Origin of the sequence: Anaerococcus ihuae (assembly GCF_928368155.1) — a bacterium.
In the GTDB taxonomy this organism is placed as follows: Bacteria; Bacillota; Clostridia; order Tissierellales; family Peptoniphilaceae; genus Anaerococcus; species Anaerococcus ihuae.
The window spans coordinates 350,843-370,176 of record NZ_CAKMRU010000002.1 but is presented as its reverse complement, the minus strand read 5'-3'; the positions used below and the strand labels follow the sequence as shown (position 1 = coordinate 370,176).

19 protein-coding genes and 1 riboswitch are annotated in these 19,334 nt (G+C 31.4%); of the genes, 6 read left to right on the top strand and 13 right to left on the bottom strand.

Features of this window, described 5'->3' with window-relative positions:
- Positions 1–5: 5 nt before the first annotated feature.
- Entirely contained in the window at positions 6–1,427 is a 1,422-nt protein-coding gene (locus L6653_RS06925) for an NCS2 family permease (RefSeq protein WP_236786201.1), read from the bottom strand.
- 57 nt (positions 1,428–1,484) lie between these two features.
- Positions 1,485–1,582, bottom strand: a riboswitch (purine riboswitch).
- A 189-nt stretch (positions 1,583–1,771) separates the two neighbouring features.
- On the opposite strand from L6653_RS06925, the gene L6653_RS06920 reads away from it, so the two are divergent.
- The gene (locus L6653_RS06920; RefSeq protein ID WP_236786199.1) at positions 1,772–2,560 is read left to right on the top strand and encodes a TspO-related membrane protein; all 789 of its coding nucleotides are present in this window, start codon (positions 1,772–1,774) and stop codon (positions 2,558–2,560) included.
- 343 nt (positions 2,561–2,903) lie between these two features.
- On the opposite strand, the gene L6653_RS06915 is transcribed toward L6653_RS06920, so the two are convergent.
- Both L6653_RS06915 and L6653_RS06910 read right to left on the bottom strand, forming a co-directional pair.
- Positions 2,904–4,205, bottom strand: a complete 1,302-nt coding sequence (locus tag L6653_RS06915; RefSeq protein ID WP_236786198.1) for a pyrimidine-nucleoside phosphorylase — start codon at positions 4,203–4,205, stop codon at positions 2,904–2,906.
- Between the two features lie 53 nt (positions 4,206–4,258).
- Positions 4,259–4,480 carry a hypothetical protein gene (locus tag L6653_RS06910; RefSeq protein WP_236786196.1) on the bottom strand — a complete coding sequence of 74 codons (222 nt, stop codon included), beginning with the start codon at positions 4,478–4,480 and terminating at the stop codon, positions 4,259–4,261.
- A gap of 96 nt (positions 4,481–4,576) precedes the next feature.
- Between L6653_RS06910 and L6653_RS06905 the strand changes: the two genes are divergently transcribed.
- The 5 genes from L6653_RS06905 (at position 4,577) to L6653_RS06885 (ending at position 8,310) form a co-directional block, all read left to right on the top strand.
- Positions 4,577–4,981: a hypothetical protein gene (locus tag L6653_RS06905; protein ID WP_236786195.1), complete on the top strand. Its 405-nt coding sequence runs from the start codon at positions 4,577–4,579 to the stop codon at positions 4,979–4,981.
- 93 nt (positions 4,982–5,074) lie between these two features.
- Entirely contained in the window at positions 5,075–6,145 is a 1,071-nt protein-coding gene (locus tag L6653_RS06900) for a DNA adenine methylase (protein ID WP_236786193.1), read from the top strand.
- 15 nt (positions 6,146–6,160) lie between these two features.
- A complete protein-coding gene (locus L6653_RS06895; RefSeq protein WP_236786190.1) occupies positions 6,161–6,700 on the top strand; it encodes a PD-(D/E)XK nuclease superfamily protein in 540 nt (179 codons plus the stop codon).
- 3 nt (positions 6,701–6,703) lie between these two features.
- Positions 6,704–7,564: a type II restriction endonuclease gene (locus L6653_RS06890; RefSeq protein ID WP_236786188.1), complete on the top strand. Its 861-nt coding sequence runs from the start codon at positions 6,704–6,706 to the stop codon at positions 7,562–7,564.
- On the top strand, positions 7,564–8,310 hold the full coding sequence (locus L6653_RS06885) for a TRM11 family SAM-dependent methyltransferase (protein WP_236786186.1): 747 nt from the start codon (positions 7,564–7,566) through the stop codon (positions 8,308–8,310). The genes L6653_RS06890 and L6653_RS06885 overlap by 1 nt, the downstream gene beginning before the upstream one ends.
- Positions 8,311–8,518: 208 nt before the next feature.
- Here L6653_RS06885 and L6653_RS06880 read toward each other — a convergent pair whose 3' ends face one another.
- The 10 genes from L6653_RS06880 to xdhB form a co-directional block, all read right to left on the bottom strand.
- Positions 8,519–9,682 carry a M20 metallopeptidase family protein gene (locus L6653_RS06880; protein WP_236786185.1) on the bottom strand — a complete coding sequence of 388 codons (1,164 nt, stop codon included), beginning with the start codon at positions 9,680–9,682 and terminating at the stop codon, positions 8,519–8,521.
- The gene (locus L6653_RS06875; RefSeq protein ID WP_236786183.1) at positions 9,679–10,665 is read right to left on the bottom strand and encodes a molybdopterin-binding protein; all 987 of its coding nucleotides are present in this window, start codon (positions 10,663–10,665) and stop codon (positions 9,679–9,681) included. Before L6653_RS06875 ends, L6653_RS06880 begins: the two co-directional genes overlap by 4 nt.
- A 67-nt stretch (positions 10,666–10,732) precedes the next feature.
- Entirely contained in the window at positions 10,733–11,509 is a 777-nt protein-coding gene (locus tag L6653_RS06870) for an XdhC family protein (RefSeq protein WP_236786181.1), read from the bottom strand.
- On the bottom strand, positions 11,490–12,311 hold the full coding sequence (gene yqeB / locus L6653_RS06865) for a selenium-dependent molybdenum cofactor biosynthesis protein YqeB (protein ID WP_236786179.1): 822 nt from the start codon (positions 12,309–12,311) through the stop codon (positions 11,490–11,492). The genes L6653_RS06870 and yqeB overlap by 20 nt, the downstream gene beginning before the upstream one ends.
- A complete protein-coding gene (locus L6653_RS06860; protein ID WP_058991042.1) occupies positions 12,298–12,870 on the bottom strand; it encodes a nucleotidyltransferase family protein in 573 nt (190 codons plus the stop codon). The genes yqeB and L6653_RS06860 overlap by 14 nt, the downstream gene beginning before the upstream one ends.
- Entirely contained in the window at positions 12,860–13,567 is a 708-nt protein-coding gene (gene yqeC / locus L6653_RS06855) for a selenium cofactor biosynthesis protein YqeC (protein WP_236786177.1), read from the bottom strand. Before yqeC ends, L6653_RS06860 begins: the two co-directional genes overlap by 11 nt.
- Before the next feature lie 254 nt (positions 13,568–13,821).
- Entirely contained in the window at positions 13,822–16,458 is a 2,637-nt protein-coding gene (gene xdh, locus L6653_RS06850) for a selenium-dependent xanthine dehydrogenase (protein ID WP_236786175.1), read from the bottom strand.
- 10 nt (positions 16,459–16,468) lie between these two features.
- Positions 16,469–17,842, bottom strand: a complete 1,374-nt coding sequence (gene hydA / locus L6653_RS06845) for a dihydropyrimidinase (RefSeq protein ID WP_236786173.1) — start codon at positions 17,840–17,842, stop codon at positions 16,469–16,471.
- 12 nt (positions 17,843–17,854) lie between these two features.
- On the bottom strand, positions 17,855–18,454 hold the full coding sequence (xdhC, locus tag L6653_RS06840) for a xanthine dehydrogenase subunit XdhC (protein WP_236786171.1): 600 nt from the start codon (positions 18,452–18,454) through the stop codon (positions 17,855–17,857).
- On the bottom strand, positions 18,447–19,331 hold the full coding sequence (gene xdhB, locus L6653_RS06835; RefSeq protein WP_236786169.1) for a xanthine dehydrogenase subunit XdhB: 885 nt from the start codon (positions 19,329–19,331) through the stop codon (positions 18,447–18,449). Before xdhB ends, xdhC begins: the two co-directional genes overlap by 8 nt.
- Positions 19,332–19,334: the final 3 nt, after the last annotated feature.

The following is a 19,334-nucleotide window of genomic DNA, read 5'->3' as shown; positions in this document are numbered from 1 at the left end:
TCCACCTATCCTAAAGTTATAAAGGCATACCTAAAGACAAAGGTTAGGGCAATGATAAGGGTAAGTGGTTTGATTTGATCTTTTTGTCCTGTGAAAAATTTTACCACACAATAGGTGATTAAACCTAGGGCAATGCCATTTGCTATTGAGTATGTAAATGGCATAAAAACTATTGTACAAAATGCTGGAAGTGCATTTGATACGTCTTCAAAATCTATGTCTTTTACTCCAGCAAGCATCAATACTCCTACAAAAATTAGGGCTGGTGCTGTGGCTTGAGCTGGTATTATTGAAATTACCGGTACAAATATTATTGATAATAAAAATAATAGGGCTGTTGTAAGACTTGTAAGTCCTGTTCTTCCGCCTTCTGCAATTCCTGCTGATGATTCTACTACTGTTGTAACTGTACTTGTTCCAACTAAGGCTCCAGCAGCTGTAGAAATCGCATCACTCATGAGAGCTTTTTTCAAATTAATTACTTCACCATTTTCATCAACAAGACCAGATTGTTTGGCTGCTGCAAGCAAGGTTCCAAGAGAGTCAAACATATTTACAAGGGAGAAACTCAATACAAGCATGGTCACTGTAAAGATTGATGACCAAATATTTTCTCCTGCAAAAAGTCCTGCAAAATCTAGGTTAAAAAATGAAACTTCAAAAAAGTCATTAACTTGTGAACTTAAATTTAAACTTAAATTTGAAACATGGGTTAATCCCATTGGAATTCCTAAAAGTGTTGAGGCCAAAATTGAAATTAAAATAGCCCCTTTTACTTTTTTGTGGGTTAAAATTGCTATAAGGGAAAGCCCTATAAGTGAAAGAAGTGCTCCCATAACAAGTTCTACATTTGCATCAGGACCTCTCCATTTTGCAAAATCCACAAGAGCAACCAAAGTTGCTTCGTTTCCTACAACAAGTCCTGCATTTTTCAAGCCGATTATGGTAATAAATAAACCAATTCCGGGCGTCATAGCAAGTTTTATAGAATCGGGAATTGCACGAATTATTGCCTCCCTAATTCCAAGGGCTGTTATTACAATAAATAATATTCCTGAGATAAAAACAATTACAAGAGCTTGAGAATAAGAATATCCCATACCAAGCATAGTGGTATAAGCAAAAAATGCACTTAGGCCCATGCCGGGAGCTTGGGCAAAAGGAAGTTTTGCATAAAAAGCAACTAAAATCGTACCAATAAAGGCACCAAGACAAGTTCCTATAAATACACCATTTGAAATTTTTTGGGCCATTTGACTATCTCCCATAATTTCAAAAGGAGTTGATAGAACTTGAGGGTTAATTATCAACACATATGCAATAGTGATAAAAGTAGTGATTCCAGCGATAATTTCAGTTTTTACATTAGTATTATTTTCATCAAGATGAAAAAACCTATTTAGAAAACCATTTGTTTTTGAGTCCATAAGGATCCTCCTTCATAATTTTTTTCTAATTTAATAGTTATAGTTATTTAAGATTAACTATCAATCTGTAAAAGCCATAGCTACTTATTTACGGTAAGTGGTAGAAACTCTCAACCAAATTATGAGAATATATCGCTTTTATTCAAAACCTATCATTTGTCGACAATTAAGATAACGTTTTCTGTATTATACTACATACAACATTTCTTTGTCAATATCAAATTAGTGAAATAAAGGGATATTTTGATAAATTTTTCTGAAATTTTTGAAAATTTTGGAAAATAAAAATTAAAACCCAATTATTTTATAAAATGGGTAAATATATTAAGACTTTAGGAGGAATTATGAAAAAAAGATTAAAAAATAAAAATTATCTTATTGGACTTATAATGTTTATTATGACCTTGATTTTTTCTTATTTTGCTTATAAGGGAGTATTTTTTCTCCACAAGCAAGAAGAAATTTTTAAAATGTACGAAAATCCATTGATCCCTCTTGGATCTAGTTTTTATATTTGGATTTTTATCTATATTTTTTCTAGTATTTTTTTGCTTTTGCCATTTATAAAAAAACTTTCAATGACAAATGAAGAAATATATTATGAAAAATTGATGCCACTATTTATTTTTTGGAATATGGCAAATGGAATTTATTGTGTAATGATTAACAACAATTATCCCATGCCTGGTCTTATTGGAATTATGGCCTACGCTTTAATATTAATCACTTTGGTAAAAACAATTGATCAAAACAAGGACTTTTCAAAAAAATATAAACTTCTTGTAACACTTCCTACAGGAATTCATGGAGGATGGATTATTTTTTCAGTTTTTCCAAATATTATGATTGTTTTTTCTCAAAGTAAAAGCTTGGATAATAAAACATTTGTCCTTGTTATAAGTTTGATTTTATTAATTCTTGCAAGTGCTATGGTTTTGTTTGTCTTTAAAGAAAACAAAAATCCCGGTTTAATCATTGGATTTTTATGGGGGATTTTAGGAATTATAATAAGACAAAGTCCAAAATCAAATTTTTCAAATGCAAATATTTTTATATTTATAGGTGCAAGCATTTTATTTATTTTAGTAAGCCTTATTTCTATTTATATTTTAAAATTTATTAAAGAAAAATAAAAATCCTAGTTTAGGCTAGGATTTATACTCTTGAAAAACTAAAATTTAAACCATTTCTACCATATAAAAAACCGCAATTTTGGTTTTTCTCAAAATTTAGCGTATAAAAGGAGCAAAGAAATCTCATGAGATCTCTCCACTCCTTTCATACTAAAACTCGTTTACTCTACAAACTTAAATTTGTATCTAACTTTGTTTTAGGGGTAAATATGCCAAATCAAAGCATATTTACCTGGTCGAGATGGGTTGTCGCATAATTTTATTTTTAAATTATCGATAAATTACTAACTGACTTTGTCTACAATTTAAATCCTAGCTGAACTAGGATTTTTTCTTTTATAAATTATTCCAAAATTTCTTCTACAATAGGAATTGGATTTGTTTTTTCTTTTGAATAGGTAAAAGTTTGGTAAAAGCTTTCTATCCATTCATCTGTAAGTTTTTCGTCGTGATAAACTGTTGCAAGGATATCGCCTTTTTCTACCTTATCACCTTTTTTTACTTTCATTTCAAGACCAACTGCATAATTTATCTTATCTTCTTTTCTCTCACGTCCTCCCCCAAGTTTCATTGATAAAATTCCAAGATTCATTGAATGAATGTTGTCAATGTAGCCTTCATTTTTTGATTTCATCTCTGTTTTGAATTTTGCTTGTGGAAGAAGACTTGGGTCTTCAATTTGCCTTACATTTCCACCTTGGTACTCAACCATTTTCTTTAACTTTTCAAAGGCCTTGCCAGAATTTATTGCATCTTCAAGCATTTTTCTTGCCTCATTTTTATTTTTTGCAATTTTTCCTTGAATAAGCATAATTTCTCCAGCAGTTAAAACCAATTCAGTAAAATCTTTTGGACCATTTCCTTTTACGGTTTCAATCGCCTCTTTTACTTCAAGGGCATTTCCAATTGTATTTCCCAAAGGTTGGTTCATATCTGTAATCATGGCCCTTGTATCTTTTCCTAGTTTTTTACCAATATTTATCATGGCTCTTGCAAGTTTTTTAGCATCATCGATTGTGTGCATAAAGGCACCCTCGCCATATTTTACATCAAGTAAAATCGTATCAGAGCCAGATGCTAATTTTTTACTCATTATAGATGAAGCAATAAGAGGAATTGAATCGACAGTTGCCGTCACATCTCTTAGGGCGTAGAGTTTTTTATCAGCTGGAACAAGTTCTCCAGTTTGTCCCATTATTGCAAAGCCAATTTCTTTAACTTGTTTTTTAAATTCTTCTTCTTTTAAAAATACATTAAAGCCTTCAATAGATTCTAATTTATCAAGAGTTCCACCAGTGTGTCCCAAACCACGTCCGCTCATTTTTGCAAGTTTTAAGCCACAAGCAGAAATTATTGGGCCAAGGGCAAGAGAAGTCTTATCTCCAACTCCACCTGTGGAATGTTTGTCAGCTTTTATTCCTTTTATATCCGATAAATCCAACACATCACCGCTATTCATCATGCACTCGGCAAGTTTTGCAGTTTCATGATCATTCATCCCATTTAAAACAATAGCCATAAGAAGGGCTGATGTTTGATAATCAGGAATTGATTCGTCTGTGATCCCATCAATCCAAAATTTTATTTCTTCATCACTTAATTCTAATTTATTTTTCTTTTTTTCAATTATATCTACAAATCTCATATTTCTCCTCCGCTTAGTAAATAAATACCCATCTGGAAGATTTTAGAAAATATTTACAAATCTTTTTCCAATAATTTTTCTATATTTTTATTAAGCCTATCAAGCTGTTTAATCATAAGCCAATTTTGTGCAAATAATCCATTAATTCCACCACTTGCAAACATACTTGAATTATTAAAAATTATTTCTAAATCTTCTTTTTTTATATCTTTTAAGTCATAATAATCAACTATTTGTTCAAATGCTTTTTCATTTTTCCTATCAAAAATCGCCATATTTTCCTCCAATCTATAAAATATTTTTACCCAATTTAAATTCAAAAAATGGATAAAATTCTTTTTATTATGATATTATCTATATAGGAGGATTTTATGATTAAAAAATTAATTAAGATTTTTAAACCTAATCTTTTTAGGGTTTTAATTTTATTGGTTTTGTTTTTAGCTATGGGAGGAAGTTTTTTGGCTACAAATATGAGTGGAGGACTTCTTTTAATTGGAGATTTGGTTTTTATTTTTGTAACCCTACTTTTTTCTGATCATTTTGATTTGTATAAGTCAAAAAAATACAAAAACCAATTTTTGATAGCAGTGGTTTTTACAATTATTTTAATATTAATTTTATCTATGGTCTTGGTTTCTTTGGATATGGATGTAAATGATTTTAAAGGATTTAAATCTATTTCTTTTAATTTATATATGCTAACTGGAGCTTATATTTTATCTTTACTTTACAAGGAAATTAGATACTTTTTGGATAAAAGGGCAAAAAAATAAGAGGATTTATCAATTATTTTTATAGTTTAAAAAATTATTGCTATTATTCGAGATTTAGAATATAATATAACAATCTTAAAAGGAGGTATTAAAATGGAATATATTTCTGCTAGAGAAGCAGCTAATAAGTGGGGAATTTCACAAAGAAGAGTTGCTGTTCTTTGCTCCGAAAACAGAATTAAGAATGCAACTATGTTAGGTAATATGTGGCTTATCCCTTCTTCAGCAAAAAAACCTATAGATGCAAGAAGCACAAGATATAAAAAAATTGAAGAAAAAACAGTTAAGCCTTTTTTAAAATGGGCAGGTGGAAAAGGACAACTCCTAAAAGAAATTGAACAATATTATCCTTTTGAAGACAGTAAAATAACAAAATACGCTGAACCTTTTGTGGGTGGGGGTGCGGTTTTGTTTGATATACTAGAAAAATACGATTTGAAAGAAGTTTATATTAACGATATTAATTCAGAACTTATAAACACTTATCAAATAATTAGAGATGATGTAGAATATCTAATTAAAATATTGAGTTTTATGCAAGATGAATTTATCCCATTAGATACACCAAACCGAAAAATATACTACTTAAAAAAGCGTGAGCGTTTTAATGAATTGAAAATTAATGGTAACGAAAATGACAAAATTGAAAAAGCAGCATTAATGATTTTCTTAAATAAAACATGCTTTAATGGCTTGTTTAGAGTGAATAAAAAAGGCTTATTCAATGTTCCTATGGGAGCATATAAAAATCCTTTGATCTGTGATGAAAAAAATCTCAAAGCTGTATCTGAGAAGCTGAAAAAAGTTATTATAGTATGTGGAGATTACAAGGACTCATCTGATTTTATTGATATAAATACCTTCGTTTACTTTGATCCTCCATACAGACCTATTACCGATACAGCAAATTTCACAGCTTATACCAAAAATTTGTTTAACGATGAAAAGCAGATTGAACTAGCTCGATTTGTTGATGATATGGATAAAAAAGGTGCCAAGATTGTAGTTAGCAATTCGGATCCAAAAAATACAAATGAAGAAGATAATTTCTTTGATAATATTTATTCAGCTCATAAAATAAAACGAGTTGAGGCTACAAGAATGATTAGCCGTAATAGCAAATCAAGAGGAAAAATTAAGGAATTAATTATTAGTAATTTTTAAGGAGAATTTGAAATTATGATAAAGAATGGAAAAGGCGGTGGAAACACCAAAACAGGACTTGTCTTTGAGGGAGAAACAGATTTAAAAACCTTCTTGAAAAATCAAAATGGATATTGTGTAACTGAGGATAATTGTGTTTTCTATAATGGTGAAAAAGTTGCTCGAATATTCAAAAAACATGAGTTTTATAAATATTTAAAAGAAGTTGATGTTGATTGGACAAAGTATATTTCCAAAAAACTCCTACCCGATAATAGTATTTATGTAATTGTAAAAAATAAACTATTTATTATTGAATGTAAATATCAGCAAGTTGCAGGGTCTGTTGACGAAAAATTACAAACATGCGATTTCAAAAGAAAGCAATATCAAAAGTTAATGGCACCACTCAATATTGACGTAGAGTATGTGTACTTGCTCTCAGATTGGTTCAGAGATCCTAAATATAAAGATGTTCTGGATTATATCATAAGTGTGCACTGCCACTACTATTTTGAATATATACCACTTACTAAGTTTGGATTACCCATGCCACATAATAGAAAGGAGAAATAATAAATGTCAAGAGATTTTAATGAATGGTTAAATGATTTTCGTTACAGTATTGCAGATTATGGATACTATATTAATTTTGAAAAAGTTTATAGAAATATTGAAAGCATCAAAGTTGAACTCAATATTTTAAATTCACTTATTGGTTCCAAAAATATTGAAGAAGATTTTGAAAATCTTGTAAAAAAATATCCAGAAACATTAAAATGTATACCACTACTATTAGCAGTTAGAGCAAACGAAATATATGCAATTGATAGTGATGGAGATTTTAATTATAATTTTAAAAATCCTAATTTACCTTTTGAACAATATAAGACATTTATGCAAAAAACAGGTCTTTTCGATTTGATTGAAAATCATATTATCAATAATCTTGTAGATTATGCAACTGGTGTTGAAACTGGCCTTGATTCTAATGGTCGTAAAAATCGTGGCGGTCATTTAATGGAAAATTTAGTTGAAAGTTTTATTCAAAAAGCAGGATTTAAAAGAAATGATACTTATTTTAAAGAAATGTACATTCATCAAATTACAAATAAATGGGGAATTGATCTCTCCTCTATCTCTAATAAAGGTAAAGCTGAAAAACGTTTTGATTTTGTAATAAAAACTCCATATATGATTTATGGTATCGAAACTAATTTTTATGGAAGTAGCGGAAGTAAATTAAATGAAACAGCTCGAAGTTATAAGACACTTGCTTTGGAATCTAAAGAAATTAATGGATTTACATTTGTTTGGTTTACTGATGGAAAAGGGTGGAAAAAGGCACGTAATAATCTAGAAGAAACATTTGATATTATGAATCATATTTACAATATCAAAGATTTAGAGGAAGGCATAATTAATGAGGTTTTTAAATAATGGCAAAAAAAATAATAAAATGGGAGCCTGAAGATTTTGAATTAGAAATGACTACACATTGGTCTTTTCCAAAGCGTGGAAATTGGGCAACACATGATGCAAAATGGCGTGGAAATTGGTCGCCTTATATTCCACGCAATATCTTACTTAGATATTCTAAAGAAAATGATCTTGTACTAGATCAATTTGCTGGTGGTGGCACTACACTTGTAGAAGCAAAATTACTTAATAGAAATATAATAGGCGTTGATGTAAATGATATTGCTCTTGAAAGGTGTAAAGAAAAAACAAATTTCAAATATAAAGGTGCTAATGGAAAAATATATTTACATAAAGGCGATGCAAGAAACTTAAATTTTGTTGCCAATGAAAGCATTGATTTAATATGTACACATCCACCTTATTCAAATATTATAAAATACAGCGAAGATATTGAGGAAGATTTATCTCTTTTAAAAGTAAATGATTTTCTTGAAGAAATGAAAAAAGTAGCTTCTGAAAGCTACCGAGTTTTAAAAAATAATAAGTTTTGTGCTATTCTTATGGGAGATACTCGTCAAAAGGGACATATGATACCTATGTCTTTTGATGTCATGAATATATTTCAAGATTCTGGATTTAAACTAAAAGAGTTAATTATAAAAGAACAACATAATTGTAGAGCAACCGGTTTTTGGAAAACTAACAGCGTGAAATACAATTTTTTACTTATTGCTCATGAATATTTGTTTGTTTTTAAAAAGTGAGAAATACTCAAAATATATTTTATAAAATATACTATAAGCAGATTCTAGCTATAAATATATTTATAAATAAGCTAAAAGGCTATAAACAATTAAAAGTCATAGCCTCTTAGCTTTCAAAGTATAAAAAACCTCAAGTAAAACAAAATTATTATTTTTTTATCTCACATTCTTTTCATAAATATTTGAATATTTCATCTATATTTTTTTATTATTTTCCCAAATCCAAAACTGCATTTGCCATTACTTCTACTGCTGGCTTTATCGCCAAATCTGAGCAGTAAAAATTTTTACTGTGGAGAGCTTCTTTTTTGTGATTTTCTTCTCCGCTTCCAAACCAATAGAAAAATCCTGGAACTTTTTCCATATAAAAGGCAAAGTCCTCGCTTGCCATGGTTTGTCCTTCTTTTATTATATTTTCTTCTCCCAAAATTTTTTCTGCTGAATTTATTACTTTTTCGTACATTTCTTCTGGATTATAGACTAGGGGAATTTTTTCTGTGTATTTTATCTCATACTTACATTCATAAGCATCAGCCACATTTTTTACAATCTCTTCCATCCTTTTTATTGATTTTTCTAAAGATTTTTTTGAAAGTGATCTGATTGTTGCAGATAGATGAGCCCTATCTACAACCAAATTATTTTCTGAACCTCCATTTATAGAATTTACGGATAAAACTGTGGAATCAAAAGGATTTGTATTTCTTGATATAATTGTTTGAAGAGCCATAACTATATTTGATGCGCAAACAATTGGGTCAATGTTTAAATGTGGCATGGAACCGTGTTGGCCTTTTCCAATAATTTCGATTTTAAAATTAACCTTTGTGCTCATAAGAGGACCTTTTTTTAAAACCACCTTGCCATAGTCAATTTCTGGCCAATTGTGAAGACCCAAAATCTTGTCAATTTTTACCTTTTCAAAAAGACCCTTGTCCAAATATTCCTTGGCTCCAGTAGTTATTTCCTCTGATTTTTGGAAAATAAAAACCACATCGCCCTTTAATTTTTCCTTATTTTTTGATAAGAGTTTGGCGATAGCAAGGACAACTGAGGTATGATAATCGTGGCCACAAGCATGCATGACCTTGTCGTTTTTTGATTTGTAGGAAATTTCAGTTTCTTCTTTTTGTAAAAGAGCATCAATATCCGCTCTTATTCCAATAACTTCTCCCTTTTTTCCAGTTTTAAGCCTTGCAATTAAGCCCGTTTTTATTGGAAAATCTATAATTTCTATCCCATCGATTTTTTCCAGAAAGTTCCTTATTGTTTTTGTTGTCCTAAATTCATTTTCTGAAACTTCTGGGTGCATGTGGATATCGTGTCTAATTTTTATTATTTCTTCTAAATCTTCCTTCGAAATTTTTATCATTTCCTGTTTAAAAGTCCTCCCTCTCCAAGTTCTATAAAATCTTCTTTTTTAAGGTCAATTTTTGCAAAAATTCTTGGTAAAAACATATCAAAACTTGTAAATTTTGCATGCATACTTGCTCCTGGAACTCCTACCAAATAAGTTTTTCCCTTCATACCCACTGTAAGCATATTTCCAGGTTGGACTGGCATGCCTTGGATAATAAATTTATCGGATAAATCTTTTATGGTTGATGGGGTAATATCATCAGGATCTACACTCATTCCACCAGAAAATACAACAAGATCGGCGTCTTTTTCAAGATATTTTCTACAAACTTTTTCTATATATTCCCTGTCATCTGGACATTTTTCAATTCCCAGTAATTCGTGGTCGAAGTGGGATAATTTTTCCCTAATTACAGGCTCAAACATATCCTTTATTCTTCCTGTAAAAACTTCATTTCCAGTAATAATTACACCAACTTTTAATTTTTGAAATTTTTTCACTTGAAAAATCGGCTCATATTTTTTGGCAATTTTTTTAATATTCTTAACCTGATCTTCTTCGGTAAAAAGTGGAACAATCCTTCCTCCAACCAAATTATCTCCCTCGTTTACAATTGAATATGAAGGAATTGTTGCAAAGGTATAATCCCCTTCCATATTTAAGTCAAAAAGTCCCTTTCTGTTTATAAGAAAAAGTCCATAGGTCTTACTTTTAAAGCCAATTTTCCCTTCTGATGGATTGGTATAGGAAATATTTTCTCCAATCAAATCATCAGAAACTTCCCTTATTGCATCTTCTTCGTGGACATATCCTTTATCAAGTTCACCGACAAAGAGATTTTCCTTGCCAATATCTTTTAATTTTTCTATATCTTCTTTTTGGATTACATGGCCCCTTTTAAAAAGAACCCCCTTAAAGCCATCAGCTTTTATCCCAGTTAAATCATGAAAAAGCACATGACCCACTGCATCTTCAACTTTTATTTTTTTCAGCATAAACTCTCCTGTAAAATTTTTCAAAAAAATCACAAACCAATAAAATAATAATGGTTTGTGAATGTTTTTAATTTTCTATTACTTTATTGTTTTTAATTGAGATCATCAAGGATAAAATTGAAATTGCAATTTCTTCAACGCTTCCATCATCAATATCATAGCCTACTGGGGCGTGGACTTTTTCGATTAGGTCTTCTTTTACCCCCTTTTCTTTTAAGCTATCAAAAACTCTTTTTACCTTTCTTTTTGAACCAATCATACCAAGGAATTTGTAATCTTTATCGATTACATTTTCCAAAACTTCCTCATCATAATCTGGTGTGCAAATTAAAATATAGGTGTTTTTGTTAAATTTATGGTTTGAAGCAAAATCTTTTGGATTAGATATTACAAATTCTTTTATCTTTTCCAAATCTTTTTTATCTTCGAAATCTTCTCTTTGGTCAACTACGGTCACGTCAAAATTTGTATTTACAGCAACTCTTGCAAGCTTTTGTCCAACATGGCCTGCCCCAAAAATAATCAAACTGGGATTTGCCCTAAAAATTTTGATATAACCCTTGTTTCTTCCCCCACAAGACATTTTCACTTCTTGTTTTTCATTTAAAGTATAATCAAAAGATCTTTCTTCATCTTCTTCTAGGGCTTTTTTGGCTTGTTTTATAAGGTCAAATTCTATAGGACCGCCGCCGATTGTTCCAGAAATTTCTCCATTTTCAAAAACCGCCATAGAAGAATTGTCCTTGCCCGGAGCAGAACCTTTGGTTTCTGTAAGAATTACCAAGGCAACATTTTCTCCCCCATCAAGTTTTTCTACAATATCTTTAAGAATTTGTATATCCATTTTCAATTCTCCTTTTTCCTATAAGAATAGCCTCAAGGCAGCCCCCTCCAATAAGTCTTGCCTTATCAGAAATAGTTTTTGCATTTTTTGGAATAACTCTTGGGTCAACATCTCCGATTTTTAAATCCTTTGTGACAAAAGATCCATCTCCAATCATCCCCCTAACCATTCCATCAAGCTTTGATTTTATTTCTTTTCCATTTACTAAAGCTACAACTTGGTCTTTTTTTACAACCGATCCTATATCTTCTATAACTTGGATTTCTCCCTCATCTACTGCTCTTAAAATTCTTTCAGTCGTAAAGCCTTTAATATTTCCAGGAATTCCTGTATTTTTTTCTGCAAAACCTTCAAAAATTAACCTGCCAAGGTCATGACCCCTGTTTGTTTCAATTACATAATCAACATCAACTCCTGCCTCATATCCAGGTCCAAGAGCCACTGTAATATCAGCCATATTTTTATTTGTTCCAATATTTTTTTTGGCAAGAGTTCCATCAACCACAGCCATAGGTTTTAATTCTTTTAAAATATGAGCTTTTGGATCGACATAAACTGGAACTACATTTTCATCCCAGGCTTTTTTAATTTGATCAAGATTTTCTACTTTTCTAGCTGTAAAATCTTCAATTTTAACCTCACCATCAAAAATTGCTTGGGCAGCAGAAACATACCTTCTTATACAAAGAGGTTTTTCCATCTCCAAAACCAAAACCTTAAATCCAGTCCTAAATAATTTTTGGATAGATCCAGTCGCAACGTCACCACCACCCCTAAAAACAACTATATTATTTAGAGGCATCTTCTAATTCCTCTAGGTTTTTGTAAGTATCAATATCCCAAAGTTCTTTGACATCATCGATTTTAACTTCATTTTTATTGTCATCCTTAACCAAAATCATTCCACCTTGGTCAAAATCTAAAGACAAAAGCCCTTCCCTGTATTCTGGTGAGAAAATTACAGGAGCTCCTCTTCTTTTTTCAGTTCTTGGATAGGTAATCAATTGATTTTCCTTATATTTTTCAATTAATTTATTTACAGTTTCAACTTTTAATAAAGGTTGGTCAGCTACAAAAAACATCATAGCAGAATCCTTATCACAATTTAAAACTCCAAGCTTAATTGACGCAGATTTTCCAACCTCGTTGTTGTCATTGAAAATCGCCTTAAATCCTCTTTTTTTAGCATCATCAAGAATTTCATCATAAGATGAAACAAGGATAACATCATCAAAATCAATTTCTTCTACCAAATCAAAAGTCCATTCATAAAGTTTATCACCCTTAAAATCAAGTAAAAGCTTATTTTCTCCCATTCTCCTAGAAAGACCTGACGCCATAATAATTGCACTAATTTTCATAATATTTCTCCTTTAAAATTGATCCGTAAAAATAATTCAAATTTATTTTCTCTCTTAAGTATCTTATTACCCCTTTTGCCTGATTTTTCTCAAAAAGGCTATCTGCTTGGTTAAAGAAAACAAATTTTTCCCCATGAAAATTCTTAAACATTCCAGATTTTATAAGTTTTTCAAAAACTTCTTCATCAACAAAATCATTTTTAATATTTGCCCTAAATTCATCAAAATTATAAATAAAATCAGAAGAAATTTCTTTGCCATAAACTTTTATAGAAAAAATTCCAACTGTTTTTTTTGTAAAATCATAAATAACTGGCTCATATTGCTTCCAAAATTTTAGGGGAAGATTTCTACAACCGTCTGCTTCTATTATAATATAATCAAAGTCTTTTGCTATAGTTTTTAAATTATTTTCTCCAATAGACTTTAATTTATTAATCCCTTCAAGCTTTTGACCAATTCCTACAATCTTATTTTTATAATCTTTTTTTACATAATCATCAAAAGACAAAAAAATCTCATCAACTTGGTCTTTTTCTGGAACTTTTATTTTTGTAGAAGTAGTAATTAAAACCGAACCCTTTTTCTTTAAAATATTTGCAAGATAAAACATAAGAGAAGTCTTACCACCAGATCCTGTAATAGAAATCACATCGTTTTTTTTAATTTTTAAAATCTCTTCTAAATTTTTTTCCATAATAATAAAAATTAAGGACTGTGAAATACATTTTTAAAAAAGCAGAAAATCGAAATGCTAAGAATATCATGCGAAAAAAATTGTTTTGATTTCAAGTTTAAAACTTCGTCCAAAATCGCACTGTCTGAGGGCGTAGCCCGAGTTTGCGATTTTAGAAGTTTTAAATTTAGAAATCATCAATTTTTGTAGTCCGATATTCGTGCATGTCGATTTTCTACTTAATTAAAGTGTGAAATTCACAATCCTTTATTCTCCTATTTTTTTATAATGTTCTTTTTCTTTTTGCTATAAGCTGTATCTCTTAATGGAAGCTCTAATCTTAAATCATGGTCCATTGCATAATATGCTCCTTGGACTGCTGGTGCTGTTGGAATTGTTGCAATTTCTCCAATTCCTTTTGCCCCATAGGCAAGATCTAATAATTCATCTTTTTCAATTAAAATCGTATGAATATTTGGAGCATCTGGAGCTTTCCACAAGCCCATTGTTCCATATTTTGCTTTTAAAACAGAATTTTGAACTTTCAAATCTTCTGTCAAAGCATAACCAAGACTCATTATAACTCCACCTTCGATTTGTCCTTCAATTGTTGTAGGATTTACAACTTTTCCAGAATCGTGAGCAGCATAAACATCTGTAACCTTTCCATCATCATCTAAAACTACAACATGAGCTGCAAAGCCGTAGGCAATATGTGATTTTGGATTTGGTTTATCTGATCCAAGTGGGTCTGTTGGGTCATCATATTCGTAAAAATATTCTTTTTTATCAAGCTCTTCAAGGCTATGGTTTTCTAAATCTTTGGCAAGTTGTTCCGCACATTTTTTGGCAGCTTCACCTGTTATTAGGGTGTGTCTTGAACCTGATGTTGTTCCAGAATCTGGACTTGTTAAAGTGCTTGGTGGCATGATTTTTATTTTGTGATATGGAAGACCTGTCGCCTTTCCAATCATTTGTAAAATAATTGTACCAACACCTTGGCCTATACAAGTTGCTCCAGAAAATACTTTTACCATGTCGCCGTCAACAACAATTTTAACTCTACCAATATCTTTTAGTCCAACACCAACTCCGGCGTTTTTCATAGCAACTGCTATTCCTGCGTGGTCTTTATTTTCTTCATAAATATCTTTCACAGCCTCAAGACATTCAACAAGGGCAGTTGATCTGTCGGCAATTTGTCCGTTTGGAAGGACTTCGCCTGGTTTGATTGCATTTCTATACCTGATTTCCCATGGAGAAATTCCAACTTTTTCTGCCAAAATATTTATATTTGACTCCATTGCAAAGTTTGATTGGCAAACTCCAAATCCTCTAAAGGCTCCTGCTGGAGGATTATTTGTATAATATCCGTAGCCTTTTATATCTGTATTTTGATAATTATAAGGGCCTACTGAGTGAGTACAAGCTCTTTCCAAAACTGGTCCACAAAGTGAAGCATAGGCTCCTGTATCAAAATAAATTTCACATTCCATTCCTTGGAAAATTCCATTTTCATCACAACCAATTGTAAAACTTCCTTCCATTGGGTGGCGTTTTGGATGCCATCTTAATGATTCGTCTCTTGTAAATTTGTGTTTTACAGGTCTTTTGAAAAGATAAGCCGCTAGAGCTGCTGGTGGTTGAACACTCATGTCTTCTTTTCCACCAAAACCTCCGCCGACAAATGGATTTTCTACAACAATTCTTTCTGGAGTATCTTCCCAATCAAACATAATTGATAATTCTCTTCTTGTATCATAAACTGATTGGTCAGAAGAATAAACTCTTACTCCATCCTTGTATGGTTCTGCCACACAACATTCTGGTTCAAGATATGCGTGTTCACCGAGAGGAGTTTTGTAGGTAAAGGTTGCTGTATATTTTGAATTTTCTAAAGCTTTTTTTGCATCTCCACGAGTAACGTGTCTTTGTTGGCAAAGATTGTCAACTCCTTCGTGAACTTGTGGGGCATCTTCTGCCATTGCTTCTTTGATTGAACTTACTGGTTCTAATTCTTCAAGTTCAACTTTTACAAGTTTTTTTGCCTTTTCCAAAGTTTTTTCATCTTCAGCAACAACAAAGCAAAAAGCATCTGCAAGGGAGGCTGTTGTTTGTCCAACATCAATAAATACTGGCCAATCTCTTTGGATGTGACCAACTTTTTGTACTGGTAAATCTTTTGCTGTAAGAACTCCAACAACTCCATCAAGTTTTTCGGCTTCGCTTGTATCTAAACTTAAAAGTCTTGCTCTTGGAAATTTACTTCTTACACAAGAACCATAGGCCATATTTGGAAGTTCTATATCATCTGCATAAATTCCTGTTCCAAGAATTTTTTCTTTAGCGTCAATTCTGTCGGCTCTTGCTCCAACAAAAGATTCACTTTCTTCATTCTTTATTTCTTCTTCGCCTCTTAAAATTTTTCCAGCCAAAATTATTCCATCAACGATTTTTTTGTAGCCTGTACATCTACAAATATTTCCTTTGATAGCTTCTCTAATTTCTTTTTCTGTTGGGTCTGGATTTGTTCTTATTAAACTTGCTCCACTCATAACCATTCCAGGAATACAAAATCCACATTGAACAGCTCCCGCCTTGGTGAAGGCATATGTAAAGGCATCTTTTTCTTTTTGAGATAGACCTTCGTTGGTTATAACTTCTTCTCCATTAAGTTTTGAAAGTCTAACTATACAAGCTTTTTTGTGAATATTTCCAACTATAACTGTACAAGTTCCACAAGCTCCTTGGCTACAACCGTCCTTAACAGAAAATAATTTTAAATCATCTCTTAAAAATCTTAATAAAGATTTATCTTCATATGTCTTATAAGTTTTTCCATTTACTTTTACAATAAATGGGTCCTGTCCTTGTATTTCTTTTCCTATTAAAATCGTTTCATTATTTGTCATTTGTATTTCCTTATCTTAATTTTCTTTTTATAAACTTACCCATACCTTCTTCGGCATAGTATCCATTTTCATCCAAAATAATTTTCCCTTTTGAAATAACAGTATCAACTTTTACTTTAGTTTTGTATCCTTCATAACTTGTATAATCACATTTGGAATGTCTGTTTTCTTCTGTTATTGTGTAGGAATTTTTGGAAAATATTCCTATGTCTGCGTCTTTTTTTTCTTCTAAACTTCCCTTTTTATTTGAAAATCCAAAAATTTTTGCTGGATTTTTACACAAAAGCTTTGTCAATACATTTAAGGAGATATTTCTTTTTAATCCTTCACTTAAAACTACTTCCATTCTTTCTTCAACTCCAGGAATTCCTCCTGGTGCTTTTGTAAAATCATCAGCGTATGGTTTTTTTTCACTTTCATAGATAAATGGGCAATGGTCAGTTGCTATTACATCAACATCTCCATTTTTTATCCCCTCCCATAAAGCTTCAATATCTGATTTTTTTCTAAGGGGAGGTGCACAAATATATTTAACCGCTTCCTCATTTGGATTATCCATATATTTACTTTCATCATAGACTAGATATTGGGTGCAAGTTTCACAATAAATATTTTTAAGTCCCCTGGCCCTTGCAGCTTTTATTTCATCAAGTCCTTCTTTGGTTGAAGTGTGAACTATATAAAGTTTTGGATCTCCTGCTACTTTTGAAAGATAGGCGAGTCTATTTATTGTTTCTGCCTCGCTTTCATTAGGTCTTGTTAGGGCGTGATATTTTGGGGAAAGATTACCAGCTTCAATCGCCTCTTTTCTTAATTCTTTTATGAGCCCATCGTTTTCACAATGAACACAAATTATTGTTCCAACTTCTTTTGCCTTTTTTAAAACTCGTAAGATTTCATCATCTTCAAGTTTTCCAGCATAAGTAGAATAGATTTTAATGGATGGGATTCCCTCATCCATTAAATCTTCTATTTCTTCTATTAATTCATCATTGACTTCATACATGGCACCGTGGAAAGAATAATCTATTACGGCTTTTCCATCTGCTATATCATGGTAGTGGTCAATTAATTTTTGAAGGCTTGCTCCTTTTTCCAAAGCTCCAATATGATCGCAAATTGTGGTAGTTGCTCCGTGGCTTGCTGCTACTGTTCCCGTATAAAAATCGTCGCAAGCAACAAATTTTCCCAAATCCAAGGACATGTGGGTGTGGACGTCTACTCCACCAGCCGTAACAATTTTATCCTTGGCATAAATTATTTTATCTGCACTTAGGTCTAAATTTTTGCCTATTTTTTTTATTTTTTCATCTTCTATATAAATATCAAGATTTTCTATTTTTTCATCTAGAACTACCGTTCCGTTTTTGATCAATATTGACACGCCTTTACCTCATTACATATAATCTTTTTTATCTTCTTCTTTGATTTGATTTACTACATGTTCTTCTAGTTCTTCAAAACCATTTTCAATATTATTTGCTTTTTGAACTGCAAGCAAGATATTTTCATAGCCTGTACACCTACACATATGATTTGCCAATTCTTTTCTAAGCTCATCAATTGTATAATATTTTCCTCTTGCAATTATTTCTGTTGCTGAAACTATAAAACCTGGTGTACAAAAACCACATTGAACTGCTGCCTCATCTACAAAGGCTTGTTGGATAATTGAAAGTGATCCGTCAGATGCAGTTAGTCCTTCAGTTGTCCAAATATCTTTTCCTTCTGCCCAAATTGCAAGATAGATACATGAGTTAAAACTTTCTCCATCAATTAAAACTGCACAAGCTCCACATTCTCCAACTTCGCATCCTTTTTTTACACTTGTTAGGGCAAATTCATTTCTTAAAAAATCTGTAAGTGATGCTCTCACATCAACCATTTTTGTAACCCTTATTCCATTTATCCTACATTTTACAATTTTGTATTGAGGTTCATAATGTAGTTTTTCTTCTGGTTTTGGGCCATATGGTCCATATTCTCTGCTATGCATTTAATCCCTCCTCGTGTTCTTTTCTAATTTCTTTTAAACATCTTGTTGTTATTTCATAAAGTATTTGTGTTCTTAGGGCTTTTGAAGCTCTCCAAGAATCTCTTGGTGATAGTTCATCAAGGGTTTTTTTTGCAAAAACATTTATATTATTATCTGTTAATTTTCTTCCTACTAAAGATTTTTCAGCTTCATTGGCTCTAACCGGAATAGCTGCTGCAACTCCGTATGCAACCCTTACTTCTTCTACATTTCCATCTTCATCAAATTTTACATTTGCTGATGCAGCTGAAGTTGCTATATCCATAGCATTTCTCATTGCATATTTAAAATAATGTCCGTAATGATTTTCATAGGATTCTTTCTTAAACTTAATTGCTGTAACAATTTCAGTATCTCTTATGTCAACTGTTGCATATTTTATATAAAAATCTTTTACAGGAACATCTCTAAAACCATTTTCGCCTTTTAATTCAATTATAGCATCATATGCCATAACTGTTGTACATGAATCTGCTGATGGAGCAGCATTACAAATATTTCCACCGATTGTAGCAATATTTCTAAGTTGAGGTCCACCTGCAGTATCAACTGCTTCTCCCAAAGTTTTTAAGTGTTTTTGAATTATTGGATCATTTGTAATATGGGTAAAGCTGGTTAAAGATCCTACTCTAATTGTTCCATCTTCTTCCATACTAACTCCCCTAAGCTCATCTATAAGATAGAGTGAGATAAGCTCAAGTCCTGCCATTTTTCCTTCTCTGATTTTTACCAAAACATCAGAACCACCAGCTATATATCTTGCTTCAGGATGTTCTTTTTTTAATTTTATAGCCTCATCAATTGTATAGGCTTCATAAATTTTTTTTACATCATACATAAT

Excerpts from the sequence above, each read along its gene's own strand:
- xdh (WP_236786175.1), bottom strand. The coding sequence starts at position 16,458 with ATGACAAATAATGAAACGATTTTAATAGGAAAAGAAATACAAGGACAG.
- L6653_RS06920 (WP_236786199.1), top strand. The coding sequence starts at position 1,772 with ATGAAAAAAAGATTAAAAAATAAAAATTATCTTATTGGACTTATAATG.
- L6653_RS06885 (WP_236786186.1), top strand. The coding sequence starts at position 7,564 with ATGGCAAAAAAAATAATAAAATGGGAGCCTGAAGATTTTGAATTAGAA.
- L6653_RS06905 (WP_236786195.1), top strand. The coding sequence starts at position 4,577 with ATGATTAAAAAATTAATTAAGATTTTTAAACCTAATCTTTTTAGGGTT.
- L6653_RS06910 (WP_236786196.1), bottom strand. The coding sequence starts at position 4,480 with ATGGCGATTTTTGATAGGAAAAATGAAAAAGCATTTGAACAAATAGTT.
- xdhB (WP_236786169.1), bottom strand. The coding sequence starts at position 19,331 with ATGTATGATGTAAAAAAAATTTATGAAGCCTATACAATTGATGAGGCT.
- yqeB (WP_236786179.1), bottom strand. The coding sequence starts at position 12,311 with ATGCCTCTAAATAATATAGTTGTTTTTAGGGGTGGTGGTGACGTTGCG.
- L6653_RS06880 (WP_236786185.1), bottom strand. The coding sequence starts at position 9,682 with ATGATAAAAATTTCGAAGGAAGATTTAGAAGAAATAATAAAAATTAGA.
- L6653_RS06890 (WP_236786188.1), top strand. The coding sequence starts at position 6,704 with ATGTCAAGAGATTTTAATGAATGGTTAAATGATTTTCGTTACAGTATT.
- L6653_RS06860 (WP_058991042.1), bottom strand. The coding sequence starts at position 12,870 with ATGAAAATTAGTGCAATTATTATGGCGTCAGGTCTTTCTAGGAGAATG.
- yqeC (WP_236786177.1), bottom strand. The coding sequence starts at position 13,567 with ATGGAAAAAAATTTAGAAGAGATTTTAAAAATTAAAAAAAACGATGTG.
- xdhC (WP_236786171.1), bottom strand. The coding sequence starts at position 18,454 with ATGCATAGCAGAGAATATGGACCATATGGCCCAAAACCAGAAGAAAAA.
- L6653_RS06900 (WP_236786193.1), top strand. The coding sequence starts at position 5,075 with ATGGAATATATTTCTGCTAGAGAAGCAGCTAATAAGTGGGGAATTTCA.
- L6653_RS06915 (WP_236786198.1), bottom strand. The coding sequence starts at position 4,205 with ATGAGATTTGTAGATATAATTGAAAAAAAGAAAAATAAATTAGAATTA.
- L6653_RS06875 (WP_236786183.1), bottom strand. The coding sequence starts at position 10,665 with ATGCTGAAAAAAATAAAAGTTGAAGATGCAGTGGGTCATGTGCTTTTT.
- L6653_RS06870 (WP_236786181.1), bottom strand. The coding sequence starts at position 11,509 with ATGGATATACAAATTCTTAAAGATATTGTAGAAAAACTTGATGGGGGA.
- L6653_RS06925 (WP_236786201.1), bottom strand. The coding sequence starts at position 1,427 with ATGGACTCAAAAACAAATGGTTTTCTAAATAGGTTTTTTCATCTTGAT.
- L6653_RS06895 (WP_236786190.1), top strand. The coding sequence starts at position 6,161 with ATGATAAAGAATGGAAAAGGCGGTGGAAACACCAAAACAGGACTTGTC.